Origin of the sequence: Salipaludibacillus sp. CF4.18, assembly GCF_051262595.1 — a bacterium.
Classification (GTDB): Bacteria; Bacillota; Bacilli; order Bacillales; family Salisediminibacteriaceae; genus Salipaludibacillus; species Salipaludibacillus neizhouensis.
Window position 1 is genome coordinate 23,516 of the sequence record NZ_JBIMEV010000003.1, and the last position, 15,982, is coordinate 39,497.

Annotated in this window: 15 protein-coding genes; 2 read left to right on the forward strand and 13 right to left on the reverse strand. The window is 36.8% G+C overall.

The genetic code is table 11. The features are described 5' to 3' along the window. Positions 1-38: 38 nt before the first annotated feature. Together ACHABW_RS03040 and ACHABW_RS03045 are read right to left on the reverse strand one after the other, a co-directional pair. Positions 39-1,982, reverse strand: a complete 1,944-nt coding sequence (locus ACHABW_RS03040) for a beta-glucoside-specific PTS transporter subunit IIABC (protein ID WP_435753993.1) — start codon at positions 1,980-1,982, stop codon at positions 39-41. Between the two features lie 550 nt (positions 1,983-2,532). After that, on the reverse strand, positions 2,533-3,318 hold the full coding sequence (locus ACHABW_RS03045) for an RsbR, positive regulator of sigma-B (RefSeq protein WP_435753994.1): 786 nt from the start codon (positions 3,316-3,318) through the stop codon (positions 2,533-2,535). A 335-nt stretch (positions 3,319-3,653) separates the two neighbouring features. On the opposite strand from ACHABW_RS03045, the gene ACHABW_RS03050 reads away from it, so the two are divergent. Next, positions 3,654-4,175, forward strand: coding sequence for a CBO0543 family protein (locus tag ACHABW_RS03050; RefSeq protein ID WP_435753995.1), 522 nt, complete (start codon positions 3,654-3,656; stop codon positions 4,173-4,175). Positions 4,176-4,389: 214 nt separating this feature from the next. Here the strand turns inward: ACHABW_RS03050 and ACHABW_RS03055 are convergent, their stop codons facing one another. The 4 genes from ACHABW_RS03055 to ACHABW_RS03070 form a co-directional block, all read right to left on the reverse strand. Continuing rightward, complete coding sequence (locus ACHABW_RS03055; RefSeq protein ID WP_435753996.1) at positions 4,390-4,890, reverse strand: GNAT family N-acetyltransferase; 501 nt, start codon at positions 4,888-4,890, stop codon at positions 4,390-4,392. 21 nt (positions 4,891-4,911) lie between these two features. After that, entirely contained in the window at positions 4,912-5,910 is a 999-nt protein-coding gene (locus ACHABW_RS03060) for a glutathione S-transferase family protein (RefSeq protein ID WP_435753997.1), read from the reverse strand. Positions 5,911-6,242: 332 nt separating this feature from the next. Beyond that, positions 6,243-6,545 carry a hypothetical protein gene (locus ACHABW_RS03065; RefSeq protein WP_435753998.1) on the reverse strand — a complete coding sequence of 101 codons (303 nt, stop codon included), beginning with the start codon at positions 6,543-6,545 and terminating at the stop codon, positions 6,243-6,245. A 103-nt stretch (positions 6,546-6,648) separates the two neighbouring features. Then, positions 6,649-8,784 carry an ATP-dependent Clp protease ATP-binding subunit gene (locus ACHABW_RS03070; protein WP_435753999.1) on the reverse strand — a complete coding sequence of 712 codons (2,136 nt, stop codon included), beginning with the start codon at positions 8,782-8,784 and terminating at the stop codon, positions 6,649-6,651. 250 nt (positions 8,785-9,034) lie between these two features. On the opposite strand from ACHABW_RS03070, the gene ACHABW_RS03075 reads away from it, so the two are divergent. Continuing rightward, a complete protein-coding gene (locus tag ACHABW_RS03075) occupies positions 9,035-9,211 on the forward strand; it encodes a small, acid-soluble spore protein, alpha/beta type (RefSeq protein ID WP_110935395.1) in 177 nt (58 codons plus the stop codon). A gap of 184 nt (positions 9,212-9,395) precedes the next feature. On the opposite strand, the gene ACHABW_RS03080 is transcribed toward ACHABW_RS03075, so the two are convergent. The 7 genes from ACHABW_RS03080 to ACHABW_RS03110 all read right to left on the reverse strand — a co-directional run bounded on the left by ACHABW_RS03080 (position 9,396) and on the right by ACHABW_RS03110 (position 15,976). Further along, positions 9,396-10,043 (reverse strand): hypothetical protein, encoded by a 648-nt coding sequence (locus ACHABW_RS03080; RefSeq protein ID WP_435754000.1) that lies wholly within the window; start codon positions 10,041-10,043, stop codon positions 9,396-9,398. Positions 10,044-10,513: 470 nt separating this feature from the next. Continuing rightward, positions 10,514-10,816, reverse strand: coding sequence for a hypothetical protein (locus tag ACHABW_RS03085; RefSeq protein ID WP_435754001.1), 303 nt, complete (start codon positions 10,814-10,816; stop codon positions 10,514-10,516). A gap of 100 nt (positions 10,817-10,916) precedes the next feature. Then, a complete protein-coding gene (locus ACHABW_RS03090) occupies positions 10,917-11,885 on the reverse strand; it encodes a DUF3231 family protein (RefSeq protein WP_435754002.1) in 969 nt (322 codons plus the stop codon). 14 nt (positions 11,886-11,899) lie between these two features. After that, a complete protein-coding gene (locus ACHABW_RS03095; RefSeq protein ID WP_435754003.1) occupies positions 11,900-12,328 on the reverse strand; it encodes a hypothetical protein in 429 nt (142 codons plus the stop codon). A gap of 46 nt (positions 12,329-12,374) precedes the next feature. Beyond that, on the reverse strand, positions 12,375-13,445 hold the full coding sequence (locus ACHABW_RS03100) for a DUF3231 family protein (RefSeq protein WP_435754004.1): 1,071 nt from the start codon (positions 13,443-13,445) through the stop codon (positions 12,375-12,377). Between the two features lie 157 nt (positions 13,446-13,602). Then, entirely contained in the window at positions 13,603-15,045 is a 1,443-nt protein-coding gene (locus tag ACHABW_RS03105; protein WP_435754005.1) for a carbon starvation CstA family protein, read from the reverse strand. Between the two features lie 196 nt (positions 15,046-15,241). Then, the gene (locus ACHABW_RS03110) at positions 15,242-15,976 is read right to left on the reverse strand and encodes a LytR/AlgR family response regulator transcription factor (protein ID WP_435754006.1); all 735 of its coding nucleotides are present in this window, start codon (positions 15,974-15,976) and stop codon (positions 15,242-15,244) included. Between the last annotated feature and the right edge of the window lie 6 nt (positions 15,977-15,982).

A 15,982-nucleotide genomic window follows, 5' to 3' on the forward strand; every position in this document is an offset into this window, starting at 1 on the left:
GAAAGCTTTGAGTTCCCTTCTGATATTAAGCGAATTACTTAGTTGATTAGCGTAATTAGACTATCACCTTGTTTCACTTCTTTTTCTTCTGTAGTCATCAAATTATAATTCGTTGGATTTGTCACAACAACTGGTGTCGCGAGACTGTATCCAGCGTCTTGAATTTTCGCAATATCAAATTCAGTAAGGAGTTGACCTTTCTCTACTCGATCACCTTGTTTCACATGAGAAGTGAAGAATTTACCTTGTAACTGAACCGTGTCCATGCCAACATGAATTAAGAGTTCGGCTCCATTATCCGTAGTAATCCCAATTGCGTGATTCGACGGAAAAAGAGCTGAGACTGTCCCAGATGCTGGTGCATGTAATTTACCTTCTGTCGGTAAAATAGCGATTCCTTTTCCAAGAGCACCTGTTGAAAATGCTTCATCTTCAATCTCAACTAATGGAACGATTTTTCCAGTAAACGGACTAGCAATTACTTCTCCTTTATTCTCAACAGAAGATGTTGATTTCTCTGTTAACGGATCTACTGGAGCTTCAGATGAAGTTGCACCTTCCTGCATAACTGGTGAATTGGCTTTATTAATTCCACCGAAAATGTATGTCAAGACGAAGGCTAATACAAATGCTAAAGGAGCTGATAGAATCGCACCCCAAAATGCTAAATCAAGTCCGCTTGTTCCGATAAATGACGGGATTTGGAAAATTCCCAATCCACCGATTCTGTATCCTTGTCCTCCAACGAAACCAATAAGACCACCACCTATTCCAGCAGCAATACAACTAATAATAAACGGTTTTTTCAAAGGTAATGTTACCCCGTAGATAGCCGGCTCCGTTACTCCGAATATTCCAGAGATAAAAGCAGGAATACTTAATGTTTTTAAATTATCATTATTTGTTTTTATCCATACAGCTAAGACTGCACCGATTTGAGCAAAAGTAGTAGCAAACATCATGGCTAATACTGGATCAGCACCAGTTGTTGTTAAATTGTTAATTGCAATTGGGATTAATCCCCAATGTAAACCGAAAATGACGATTACTTGCCATAAACCACCGATGACAAGACCGGCAATAACTGGACTTAAGTTATAAACGAAGAGTGTCCCTTGTCCGAGTATCTGGCTTGCCCAAGTTGCAATAGGACCAATAACAATAAACGTAAGTGGCACAACGATAAGCAATGTAAAGAATGGGATTAAGAACATTTTGACAACGTCAGGGATGAATGTTCTTAACCAACGTTCCACTTTTGAAGCGAATAAAGTAGCAAGAATAATAGGGATAACTGATGAAGCATAACCCGCACCCATTATAATAATAGGAATACCTAGAAAGGTAAATTGAACTGGTGATTCAAACACCGTACCAGCAAACAAGACGTATAGAGGGTCAGCTGCCAAGATTGTGTTTAGTGTCGGGTAAACCAGAGAGGCCCCGATGGCTATTCCGATGAATGGTGACCCGCCAAATTTCTTGATTGCAGTGTAACCTAAGAAGATTGGGAAGTAGTAGAATAAAGAATCCCCGATTATGTCTAATAACTGATAGGTTCCTTGTCCTTCTTCTAACCATCCAAGTGCTAAAAATAGTGCATTAAAACCTTTGATCATCCCTGTTGCAGCTAAAACACCTAAGACAGGAGTAAAGATACTAGAAATAATATCAATCATGCGGTTAAATAAATTGGTATCTTGTTCTTCTTCTTGATCTACTTCTTCTTTATGCGCGAAACCACCTACTTCAACGACTGCTTTATAAACATCAGGAACGTGATTACCAATAACAACCTGGTACTGACCAGCGCTTTTCATTACTGTCACAATCTCATTCATGTTCTTTAATTCTTCTGTTTGGGCTTTACTTTCATCTTTCAATTTGAATCTTAATCTGGTGATACAATGCACAACACTTTTGACGTTATCTTTCCCGCCAACTTTGTCAATAATATCTTTTGCTAACTCTTCGTATTTCATGATAACCCCCACTTTCTTATGATGTTTTCTATTTTTTGCAAAATAAAAACCTGATCCGATTTGAAACGCACACAAATTGTGTGTTCTCAAAATCAGATCAGGTTATGCCCACTAAGTGGTAACATTCCTTCGAAGGATATTTAATTTGTAAGCTTAGTATATTACTTCTCTAAACATGTGTCAACGCTTTCACGACAAAAATATTTTATATTTCGATAATTTCTAACATGGCCGATCAGTTGTTAAATTTTTTGTTATAGTAATAACCCTTTACTAGTAAGGATTGTTTGTTTCCTGATGATCGAATTCATTCTTTGCATAACTATATTAAAATATAAGACTTTCTTTATTATCATTATCCACCTCACCTTCCTATCGAAATATCTTTAGCTTCTGCAGGTTAAGAAATAAAAAACCTAACTTTGTTATAGAATGTCCCCCAAGAAGAGAAATTCCATTACAAAGTTAGGTTTTGCCTGCCGAACAGTCACAATCCTTGTATGCAATTGAAAACGATTACTTAATTTTTATCATACTTTTTTGGTATTTGTCAAGTAGACTTCGCGATATCAGTTTCTCTACTTTGTTTTTTTATAATGTACTTTAGAGCCTCGTGTGAAGTGCTAATAGTACGCATTTGTTTATTATTCTCACCAAAGGTCATTGCTATTTTTGGCGTAATTCCAACCAGGATACATTCTATCCCCATTAATTGCAAGCAATCATTTAACGTTTTTATACTTGACTGTACTCCATCATCAAACTTATTTAATCCACCCAGAGATACTAGTACGTAATCAATATCATTAGAAGAAGATTCCTTTAAAACAGAAGAAATCATACTTTCTCCACGTTCCTGTGTAAAATCTCCTATTAGAGGAAGTGCAATTGTTTTCTCCCATATATACATGATGGGAACAGATAAGCCCTTGATCAAATTGTCTTTCTTTTTTTCTTCCTCTGCTTTCGTTGTCACGTCTAACAGCATAACTATGTATCCTTCTATTTTTTCCGCTTCAGTTTTTATAGGTGTTATAACAATATCTGCTACCAATCTGTTACGGATATTTATACGAGCCCGGTGCACTTCTGTTAGTTCATCCATAATTTTTTTTTGATAATTCGGATCACGATGGAATCGGCCCATATTCAATCCCAATAGATCCTGTAAATCAGGAATATCAAATAAAGTGATAACTTTTGAAAACAATTCTGTAGCATGTGAGTTCATCCACGCAATATTATAATTTACATCAGCAACAATAATATTTTCACCGATACTATCTAAAGCGTGTAACAATGAAATATTTTCTGGTAGCTTACCAATAGAAGCCACATCTACCACCCATTTCTATGTAATTTCTATTATTATAGCATAATTAATAATTAGTATTGTTTACTTTCTTGCAAGTTACTGTTGTCTAAATTAGTTTCAACCAAATGCATGATACTTTTGATAAATTCTTCTACTTCTAACCTTTCATTTCCAGTTTGAAATTTCGCTATAATATTCGAGATCGTTCGTGATTCAATTTAAACTTCTTACTTTTAGCTTATTATTTTTTAATAATATTACCCAAATATATGCACACTACTATTGTATCAACTTGCTTTCAGAATAATGAAAACAACCATTTTAAACAAAAAATATTTTTTTAAAAGGTGAATTTTATGCATATACTTACTGCAATTATTAGTATTATAGCGGCCTATGGATGGGGTGATTGGAGGAATTGGAAGAAGTATCACGCTTCATTACTGTTCTTCGCTCTCGGAAACATGATTTACAATTTTTACACAGCAAATCACTTTCTTTGGAGAATGGACGCTGATCTATTTTCAAATCATTCTGTAACAGAAACCATCTATACATTTATCGTCTTTCCTGCTACTGGGCTATTATTTTTAAGTAACTTCCCAAAAACGATGATCAAACAGATTTTACATACACTCCAGTGGATTGCAATTTATGGGATATGGGAATATATATTTACGTTAACAGGACATATCGACTATCAATACGGATGGACGTTAGGATGGTCGATTGTTTTTTTATTTGTCATGTTTCCACTATTGAAACTGCATGAAACCCGTCCTCTGTTAACTTATGTTCTATCGGGATTTGTCGCCATATTTGTTTTGTGGTGGTTTAAGGTTCCCATACATTTACCTGTAGAAGAGAGATTTCATTGATACAACTACGAAGGTATAATAAGAAAAACGGCATAGCCGTCTTTTTATTAAATACAGCGTGATCTTTAAAGCCACCCCCGAGTAGCACCTACTTAGTGCGTGTAGGTGCTACTCGAAAGGAAGCGAACTTCCCTTGATGCTTGTGGCGTAAAGATAGCTGTCAACTTGCTTGCCTTTATGCTGTTAGCGCGAAGAGAAGCAGTTTTACATCCCTCTATATCGACAATCGAAATGCTTTCACAATAATACCATCATTTGCTGGTTCGAAATCATATTGTGGAATACGTTCGAAGCCAAATTGTTCATAAAGTTTAATCGCGTTTTTCATAAAAGATCCAGTATGAAGACCAATTGTATCATAGCCTTTTTCTTTCGCTCTTCGAATGCATTCTAATATCAAAGCTTTCGCAACACCTTGACCACGCGCTTCAGGAGACACTGCCAGCATTCGGATTTCCGGGTATTCCAGTTCCTCGACATATCCCTCATAAGCATCTGTTTTGGCTGGAAACAATACGACACTACCAAGAATTTCTCCATGGATTTCTGCAACAATCATCTCTGAGCCTGGTTGAATGTCGCCCTCTGATGAAATTGCTTTTTCAAGACCCTTCCAGTGATCTTCATTTATTTCCTTGGCATGCTCTGCATATGCAGCTATTCGTTGATCTCGAATTAGTTGTAGTTCTTCCTTTTCAGCATTACGTGTAATCATTACATTATCCCCTCACTAACATTACTTGAGAAACTTCTCTTGTTTACCACTTATTAAATGCCGGCTATGCGGTGAGTCAAGGCTAGTTAAATCAGGTCCTTTCGGGAGAATTTTCTTCTCATTATTATTTGGATTTATCGTTATCGACAAATGGTAATGTTTTTTAATCGCCTCAAGGTCCGTTGTATCTCCAAAACCAGGCGTTTGGTATAAATCCTTAACGTATTCACCTAAGTTTTTAAATTCTCGGATAAGGTTTCTATTCGTTTTAAAAGCTGAATAATAGGCGGCATCAAATCTGATTAAGGTAGAGTAAAGTCGTACATCAGAATCAGTAATAAAATCACCAAATAAGAACCTTTGTTTTGATAAGCGGTCTTCTAAATCGTCCAACCTCGCAAACAATTGGTCGAAAGCTAGTTCATAAGCATCTTGTGACGCAGCGAAGCCGCATTTATATACACCATTATTTATATCGTGAAAAATAATATCATTTAAAGCGTCAATTTCAGTCTGTAGATGTGGGGGGTATAAATCTGGTGCATTTTCTTTATGAAAAGGAGCCCATTCTCTTTCTAAATAATTTGTAAGTTTGAAATAATCGTTATTGACAGCTTGTTTGTTTGTCACATCTACTACTACTGGAACCGTCGGACGATCAGAATAGTTATGATCTGTGCTAATATATATTTCACTTAAGTATCTAATCCCTAACACTGGATCCGTTCCTTGATCATCTAAAGAAAATTCCCAGTCAACCCGAGGAATATCCGGACGCATTGGGCTAACTGTGCCTAAACTAATAACATTTTCCAAACCAAGAACTTTTCGAACGATTACCGAGCGATGGGCCCATGGACATGCTGGGGACCATATAAGACGATAGCGACCTGCTACTACAGGCAGCTCACCAGACTTTGTTCCAAAAGGCGTTGCAAACCTGTTTTTTTGCCGTTTAAATGAACCGTCTTTAGAAATTTCTTCAGGCTTTTTCCCCTCTGGTTTATCATTCCCTGTCATAGATTCCCACACCCTTTATTAATTGTTTAGTTATTCTATAAATGTACTATCATTTCATTTAGAAAACAATTTCTAGGACTCGGTACAAAATGGAATGAAACCCTTACCTGTGAATACGAAAAAAGAGTCTCAAGAACTAAGTCAATAAGAAAAACGGGATAGCCGTCTTTTATTAAATACAGCGTGATCTTTTAGCCACCATCATTTAAGTGTCAAGGGTGGGTTTCCCTTGACACGCGTGGCGTAAAGATAGCTGTCAATTTTATAAATTCTTATCTACTAAAAAAAGGCACTAAAAAAGTTCAAATAACCTTTTTCAGCCCCTTCGCGATCTACTCTATTCGTTTTGTTTTTCCTCTGGCAGCATCTACCATAAGCACAATTCCAGTAATCAGGTGCATGGTCATTCCGACAAATGGAATCCATGCAATGAGATTGGTGAAAATGCCAATAACAGAGCCGTATTTATTACCGCCGTCTCTTGCAGAAATAATTATTGTAATAACATGTAATAACAACATTACTCCAAGAGGTGCCCATGAGAATCCAATGACAATGGATGCACCTAGGAACGGAATACCAAGAATAAATTCAAAACATCCTGTAAGCCACTTCATTTTTGTAGAAGAGCGCATGGTTCATCATTCTCCTTTGTTGACAGATATTGTATCTGTATTTTATAAATAAATAATTAAAACACCCACCATATGAATTTTACCACATGGTGGGTGTGATTGTTTATACCAATTTAATCTCTTCATTCTCCAGAACAATATTGATTTCTTTCGTATCATCTTTGTCAAGAATCAAATCAGTAATTGGATCTTCTAGTTGTTCGGAAATCGTTCGACGCAATGGTCGAGCACCAAACTCTTGATGATAACCAAGCTCAGCCAACTTTTCTTTTACCTCTTGTGATACTGCTATACTCATATTTTGTTCTTTCAATGTTTCTTGCAACTCTTCTAGCATTAATTCCACAATCTCGATAAGACTGTCTTTTCCTAAGTGATCAAACTCAATAATTGCATCAAATCTGTTCAAGAATTCAGGCTTAAAGTAAGCTGACAAGGAATCCAAAATCGAAGTTTGCCTTAACGCATCGTTGTCAGCACCAAATCCTACCTTCCCTTGCTTTGAACCCACGCCAGCGTTACTCGTCATTATAATCACAGTCTCCTTAAAACTGACTGTACGGCCCTGGCTGTCCGTTAACCGCCCATCCTCTAATATTTGCAGAAAAGTGTGCTGGACATCTGGATGTGCTTTCTCGATTTCATCAAGTAAGATGATGGAGTATGGGTTCCGACGAATCTTTTCCGTCAATTGACCCGCTTCATCATGACCGATATAGCCTGGAGGCGAACCAATTAATTTCGAGACAGCATGCTTTTCCATATATTCGCTCATATCAAGTCTAACCATAGCATCTTTTGAACCAAACATTTCTTCTGCAAGTGTCTTCGTCAACTCGGTTTTTCCGACACCCGTTGGCCCTACAAATAGAAACGATCCAATCGGACGATGTTTTGGCTTTAGCCCTGCACGGGAACGACGGACAGCTTTCGCAACTTTAGATACCGCATTAGCTTGTCCTATCACTTTTCCAGCAAGATTCTCAGAAAGATTCTTCATTTTTGACGCCTCATTATCCTGGAGTTTACCTACTGGAATACCAGTTTTCCTTTCAATGATTGCCTGAATGTTCTCCACGTTTACGATTACCTTTTCTTCTTTCTTCGTTTCCAATTGCTTTTCTAAGTTTTCTTCTTCATCTCGGAGCTTCGCAGCCACTTCATAGTTCTCGTCTTTCAGGGCTGCATCTTTTTCCTCAGCTATCACCCTTAACCGTTCTTCAATATTACTATGGTTGGTGCCACCTGCTTGTAAGTTTAGTTTTGATCCAGCTTCATCTAATAGATCAATTGCTTTATCAGGTAAAAATCGATCTTGAACATAACGATGAGATAACGTCACACATGCACGAATTGCTTCTTCAGAATAAGTTACTTCATGGTATGCTTCGTATTTTGATTGAATTCCTTTTAGAATATCAATGGCATCCTCTTCCGATGGTTCATGAACCATCACCGGCTGGAAACGGCGCTCTAACGCTGCGTCTTTTTCAATTGTACGGTACTCTTTTAATGTCGTCGCACCAATTACTTGAAGTTCGCCCCTAGCTAATGCGGGTTTCAATATGTTACCGGCATCCATGGAGCCTTCTGCGGAACCAGCTCCAACCACTTGATGAATCTCATCGATGAATAAAATCACATTTTTGCGCTGCTGTAGTTCAGCAATCAATTGTTTTAACCTTTCTTCAAATTGACCCCGAACTCCTGTGTTCGCCACTAAGGAAGCGACATCGAGTAAATATACTTCTTTGTTTAAGAGCTTAGAAGGAACATCTCCTTCGCTAATTTTAAGAGCTAGTCCTTCCACTATTGCAGTTTTACCAACCCCTGGTTCTCCGATAAGAACTGGATTGTTTTTATTACGACGATTTAATATCTCAATGACTCGATCTACTTCCTCATTACGACCAATAACCGGATCAACTAAACCTGTTTTTGCAGCCTGTGTAACATTTTGACCAAGCTGGTCCAATAAGCCACCTCCTCGGTTACCTCCTTGCTGAGCTTGCTTGCCATTTTTATCTTGGTTTTGTGCATTCATTGTTGATTCATTGAATTGGTTAAAAAAATCTTTTAATGGCATATCTGAAGATCCTCCAAAACCAGAAGGCATTTTACTTTCAGATTGTAATTCTTTAAAACAAGGGTGACATAATTGCACCTGATGCTTGCTATGATTCAATTGCACATTTAAATTAATTGTTGCTTGTCTTTCGTTACATTTTTGACAATTCATATATTACTACCTCCCTGATTTATGCGGAATTTTATTGTTATATTTAATTTGACTTTGACTATCTTTGACTAACATATTTCTAGTATACTTTGACCTATTTTGACTTTCAAGTATTTTGCTTATAAAAAATAAATTCTTATCGATAAAGACAATCAATTTTAGTTTTAGCGTCAAAGATTACATTTGTATTCCTGATAAAAATGTATTAACTAGACATAATAAGAGAAATAAACAAAAGGAGTTGATGAATATGGTTGAAAGTAACAAACTCTTAGTACCTGGAATTGAAAAAGCTCTAGATAAAATGAAGTATGAAATTGCTGAGGAATTAGGAGTAGACCCAAGTGGAGATTCTTCACAAGCAACAGAAGACATGACAAAAAGACTTGTTAGTGAGTCCCAACAGGCAACAAAAAATGATCAGTAAGGAAAACGGCATAGCCGTCTTTTGTTAAATGCAGCGCGGGCTTTCGCCACTAAGAGTAGCACGTATGAATTTCATGTAGGTGCTACTCGAATGATACGTCTACTGTAAAGCTGTTGGCTGTCATCTATCTTATGTCAAAAAAGAACCTAGTTTTATAACTATGGACTAGGCTCTTTAATAAAATTTAATGAATATACATTTTATGTTGCGATATTATCCGCTCACAACCGTCTAACATCAAAGTAAATTTCTTTCTATCATAATCTCTTCCTGCTTCAATGGCATCAAATTCTTTCAGCAAAGCAATACTTTCAAACAGAACTTCTTTTTCGCCTGCGATCTCCCGAAGGCTATACTTCACATGAGAATGTAACAGTCCTGCCAAAGTTCCGGCACTGGCATTATGACGATTAATGCTAGCCAGCAATTCTCTCGAAGGTTTGTTTATAAGTCTTAAGTAGCTTTCTGACACTTGAAAAAATCTTCTCATTTCTTCTTTACATAACTCTCTTTCAGGCATAAAGTTTGTTACCTTAAATGCTTCACCAATGAAATAATGTAAGTCATATTGCCAGTACTTGTCTTCTAAATTGGATGCATAACTAGGAACAATAAAATCATCATGAATATGTTTTGTATCTCTCTTAACATTCAGTCCTCTTATTCTTTTGTCAAAAGATAAATAAATTCTACCTTCTTCCCCTGTTACGATCCATGATAATGGAGCAACTTCTTGAAATTCGAACTCCCTGAAACTATATTTAACCGACAGAAAATCATTCTCTAGAATCTCCATCATTTCTTCGGAAGACTCTGCTATTTTTCTTGTCATACGACACCACTCCTTTTTAACACCTTTCTATGATAGATTATATTCTTCCTGCCATGAAAAATGTCTAGTTTAGTCACAGAGAGTTTTTAATTTCATTTACTTATCTTCCTCATTAATAATCCATGAGCAGATCTACTAGATGTAAGTCCCCGTTCATGTATGCATGATTATCTATCTATTGTTTTTTGTCTAATAATTAGTGAGAGAAATTGCCTCATGAAATGTCGTAGTATTTACTGTCTTATCCAAATGAGAAATTTCTGTATTAATTTTTGACTGGACGTTAATTATGTCTTCTAGAGTCATTTCTTTATAGGTTCTCTTTTTTAGTTTATCAACTGCTTCTCTTTTCCCTAACGAAAAACACACCGGGTGAGGATCATGGATCTTAGGTAAGCACTTTTCTAATTTATATTTTTTGTCATTGGTAAAATAATAGTAAATAATATCATTATCACGATTAACTGCTCCTATGACGACATGGGAGTAATATTAGTCCGGTGGTTTTTTGGCTTGATTTTCAATACCTTTTCTCGTGTCACGTTCACAAAGCTGTCGATATCATCTTCTGAACTTTCCAGCCATTCAGCAGCATTAGCTAAGAGGGATTTAGCCTCCTCATGATTTCCAGTAGCACCTAAAACAATGTTATCTGATATCATCGCTATTTTTTTGAAATCCTCTTGGTAGACTTTGTCTCCTTCACATAACCTTCCATCACTCATTATAGAGATGAGTTCTTTTGTTGCGACAAGCGTAATTAATGACATCATTATCCCTCCTTAAACTAAGAGATGTTAACTAGTACTCCTGGTTTTCCCCTTTATATTAATTAAAAACGCCTGTCACCTGAGCCGACTTTTCCACCCACTCCTACTTTTTCTTTAGTAATGGTGGGTGATCCCACATATGATGTTTAATGAGTAAGTTACTTGTATCTTCCGCATAAATCAGTATGCCTCCCATTAGCTTAAGAAACAGAGCTCCTAAATCTTTACGAAATATGGAAGAAGCAGAGACTCCGTAACGACCCGCGGCAGCACTCATTAAATTTGCTGTTTTGAATAGCATCAACCGCTCTGAAAATGGTGCCCCTCCTTCCGTATCGATTTCTGATTCCCAAGTTGGTAGCTGAGGCAATTCATCTTTGTCTAGCTTTGATTTAATACTCTCTAAATGGTCTTTACACATTTCTATGCCTCGTTCATAATGTGCTTTAAGTTCCGTATTCATTGACTGGGAAAATGATCGACATACCTCGCGGGTCACTTCTATTGCCCGATAATTGTTAGTAAGTTGCAATACTTCTGAAGCAGTTAAATTCCGATTACCCCCCAAAAGTTTTCCTAGAAAAGCCTGCTTGTCGACTTTATCTACTTTTGGATTTTCAGGGAGATAGATCAAAGGCTGATGTAATCCAAGTTTCACTTTTAGTTTTAAACACATATCTACTAGATCTGCAGTTTTATTTAAACATGTCTTGTAAAATTCCCGCACTTCGGGCCTTATACTTGTAGAGAGCGCTAAACCTAGCACATTTAAGGAGTCTTGCGCTAAACTAAACTTAAGTAACACAACAAAGTTAGTGGAACAATATCGTTTATTTTTAAGCACGATATCTTTTTTAGTAAAAGGTTCTGGCAAGGTTTGACCGTCATCTAACAAAAAATTTTCTGCTCCGTATACTTGATAATTTGCAAGCTTTAAAGCGAAATCGAGCATCTGTTTTACCCACGGGTCGTCTTCTTTTTTTAACAGATTTGCCGAAACATTCGATGCCATTGAATTGGTTATATAGGTCATAAATAAATTGGAGGTCTCATCCGCTGTTAGTTCATTCATCTTTTCACTCCTCGCTAAGTAATTATCATTACAATTTTTCTAACAATATATCCTATGAGTAATCCGGGAATTAAAAAGAGCATCGGTAAAAAAACAGGTCCTAACAGTATTCCGAACAAAATGACCTTGCTGGAATACATCAATCCGATTGTAATAAAAAATGCACCAAAAACGAATGGAAGATAAGCTAAATCAGATACCTCTCCATCAGCATCCTGATAGGCATCCCAAATGGCAAACATATACAAACATGGATAGAACATAAGCCATTGATAATTGAGCACCTCGGAGGCAGCACTTATTTCTCCCCTAAATGAATACATAATCCCTAAGTTAAAGTTACTTTGAACATTCACTAAAAACTCTAAAATTATCAAAATAATGCCTTTTAACACTTGTTTATTTAGAAACTGACCAAAACCCGGTAATGCTATGCTCCACATTAAAACCTCATGTTTTTTTGGCTTTCTTTTCACGGTAGCCAACCAATTACTCGACAGGTTGATTTCCATCTGACATTTTTGAAAGTTTGTCTCGATCAGCGGATTTTGGGGGCTCTTCCAACCACCCTTTTTTTATCATGAGCTTTGTTCCATCATTTACATATTTTGCGATTCCAGCTGTAAGTCCTGCGAACTGAAGATGAATGTCATGTCTTAATATTGTAGATACTGCCTGTCCATAATTTTGTATGCCACTCCCGTTGGCGAGGACAGTGTGATACAGCAATAATTTGTCAGAAAACGGAGAAATCGTAGAGTCAGTGATATGGGCATCCATTAATTTTGGCGACGGTAAGCTGTCATCTAGTAATGTTTTGCTCAATTCAACAATCTGCTTCTCAGCTAATTGTGAACCTTCATGAAAATACTTTCTTAATTCTTCTGATTCTGCAATTTGACTAAATGCTAGCACTAATGACTTACCTAATGTATTTGTATTAAGATTAATTTGTAGTTGTTTAATTTCTATTGCAGTTAAGGGTCTATTTTTACCAGCTACAGCTGAGATGAAAGATTTCTTTTCTACGAAGTCAACTTTTTTGGGATAAGGAATTGCAGGTGGAGAAATATCCATTCCCTTCGAAAGTAACAAAAATTGACCTTGTTTATAAATTTCTATGGAATCTTTAATACACATTTCAAAATGACTAATAACGTCCTGTCTAAACGAAGTAGACAAAGCACTTCCATAGGTTAATAACGCTTCTCTTCCCATTTCTGTAACATAAAACACCATAAATAAGTCGCTAAATAAACGGGGCACCTTTTTCCGAAAATCTTGCTCGCCGAAACCGACTGGCAGTGGTATATTTTCTTTACTATATATTTCTTTAATCGATTCTAAATGTTTTTTGCTATTTTTTAGTGCAATGGTTAAAAATTCTTTCACTTCGCTGTCTTCAACTACTTCGAGGTGATGTTGATACACGCAACAAAATAACGAATCGCCAATGTAATTAGCAAATAAATCACCTAATTCCGAAGCAACCAAAGATTTATGCTGCTGATGCTCCTTCATTTTTTCCTCAGTACTGTTTCCGTCCTGTTCTGAATTCATGCTCCATATCCCCTCTCTGAAAAATATACTTAGGAATATTATTTGTAGAGATGGCATTTTGTATGCATTAGCATATATATCACAATTAAAAAAAGCTGATTCCCACTTGTCAGTGAGAATCAGCTTTTTACAAGCAATACAATAGTATGTCTTCAATTTAAGCTATCTTTGTTACGTCCTCATCAATTTTAAAGTTTTCAATCTCTCGATTAAGTTTCACTTTATAAGCAAACAAAGCTACTACAATCCCTGTACTTATCCCAGCTAACATGTAAGATGTTGTCATTGGGAGCCCGAAACCAATCGGTGCACTAAAGATAAATGTAAAGGAAACCATTGTCATGAAAATAGCGGGGATGGTTGCAACCCAGTGAAACTTCATTTGAATGGCTAAATACATTGCCCCTACAAATAATGCAATCGCACTTATCGCCGCATTCGTTACACCGAAGTATCTCCATAAAAGAGTAAAGTCCATGTTTGTCAATGCGAAAGAGACAACGAATAGTGGTAATGCGATCCATAAACGGTTCATCATTTTTAATTGAGGGACTTTAATATAGTCGGCAATTATCATTCGTGCTGAACGGAAAGCTGTGTCACCAGAAGTAATTGGAAGTACAATGACACCCAAAACAGCTAGTGTTCCACCAACCGCACCTAGTAAAGTAAATGCAACTTCACTGACAACAAGGCCAGCTCCACCAGAAGCAATTAAATCACTTAAATCTGTACCGTAGAATATACTCATCGCAGCAGCTGCCCAGATCATTGCAATAATACCTTCAACGATCATCATGCCATAAAAGATTTTACGTCCATTTTTTTCTGATTCCATGGTCCTGGAGATAATCGGTGATTGTGTTGCATGAAATCCGGAAATAGCTCCACATGCAATAGTTATCATTAATAATGGAAAGATTGCTGCGCCACCAGGATGCATATTCTCAAGCGTTATTTCAGGAATTGGCGCTCCGGTAAATAGTAACATTCCACCAATACCAATAGCACTGATTACTAATAATGCTCCTAGGATTGGATATACTCTGCCGATAATTTTATCGACCGGAAGAAGAGTTGCTAATATATAGTAAGCAAAAATTACTCCAGTAATGACACCTAGTGCTACCCAACCATCCAATAGATTGAATAATAGTCCAGCAGGTGCAGTGACGAAGACGGTTCCTACCAATAGCAGAAGAAGCACTGCAATTACATTGACGATATGCTTCATAGAATTGCCAAGGAACTTACCGGCAAGCTGTGGTAAATGCGCCCCATGGTTACGAATGGAAATCATCCCTGTCAGATAATCATGAACTGCGCCAGCAAAGATTGATCCAGCAACTATCCAGATAAAAGCTACTGGTCCGTAAAGAGCTCCCATGATTGGACCGAATATAGGTCCTACGCCAGCGATATTTAGTAACTGTATCATCGAGTTACGATTCGTACCCATTGGAATATAATCCACCCCATCTTTTTGACTATATGCAGGGGTTTGCCTTGCCTCATTAACTCCAAAGATCCGCTCAATCAATTTTCCGTAAGTGAAATAACCAATAATTAAAATTGCAATACAAACTAGAAATGTAATCATGTTAAAAGCACCTCTTTCTATTATATAGTCACGTTTGAACACGCTTTCATTTTATCATCACCAATAAACAAATGTGTCTGTTTTGTGACGAGATGTTAATAGAGGCACTCAACATGTAAGTTATTCGGTTTTACGTGTAACAAAGATGACTAATTGAAGTCACCTTTCTGTTCTAAGTGTTATAATAATTCGTTACCTAGAGTTCCAATCTCTCACGTAAAGCTTTGACATAATTTCTGCTTACTGGTATTTCTTCATTACTACCTTCTACTTTTACTTGATATGCTCCATTGAACCAAGGAATGAGTTCTTCAATTCTATCTATATTAACCAAATAACTTTTATGAGTTCGAAAAAATGGATGATTTTTCAATTTCATCTCTATATCTTTAAGCGGCATTTTCATGCTGTATTGTGAGTCTGTTGTTCGTATCATTGTCTCTCTTTCTTCACGAAACAAATACGTGATCTCGTTAGGGGACAAGTATACAATTTTCCCTTCGTCCTCTACCGCCAACCTTGCACTACTAACAACAATTTTTTCATTAGGCGCTTCCTTAACAATGAGCCGATCCTTTACTAAAAGCATTGTTTCCTCCAACTGTTCTTCGTCAAATGGTTTTAAAATATAATCCAGCGCCTGAACACGAAAAGCTTTTGCTGCATAATCGGGATATGCAGTAGCAAAAACAATGAGAGGTACTTTTTTCATACTTTTAAGTGAATGCGCCAGCTCCATTCCGGACATTTGTGGCATCTCAATATCAATAAACACCACATCCGGAGACTTTCTCATGATTACTCCCAAAGCCTTTTCTCCAGATTCTGCTTCCCCGACAATTTCCACTTCTTGATACTTTCCAAGTAAAAATAATATCTCATCGCGACTATATGGCTCATCATCCACGACAACAACACGAATACGTTTCATCCTTAA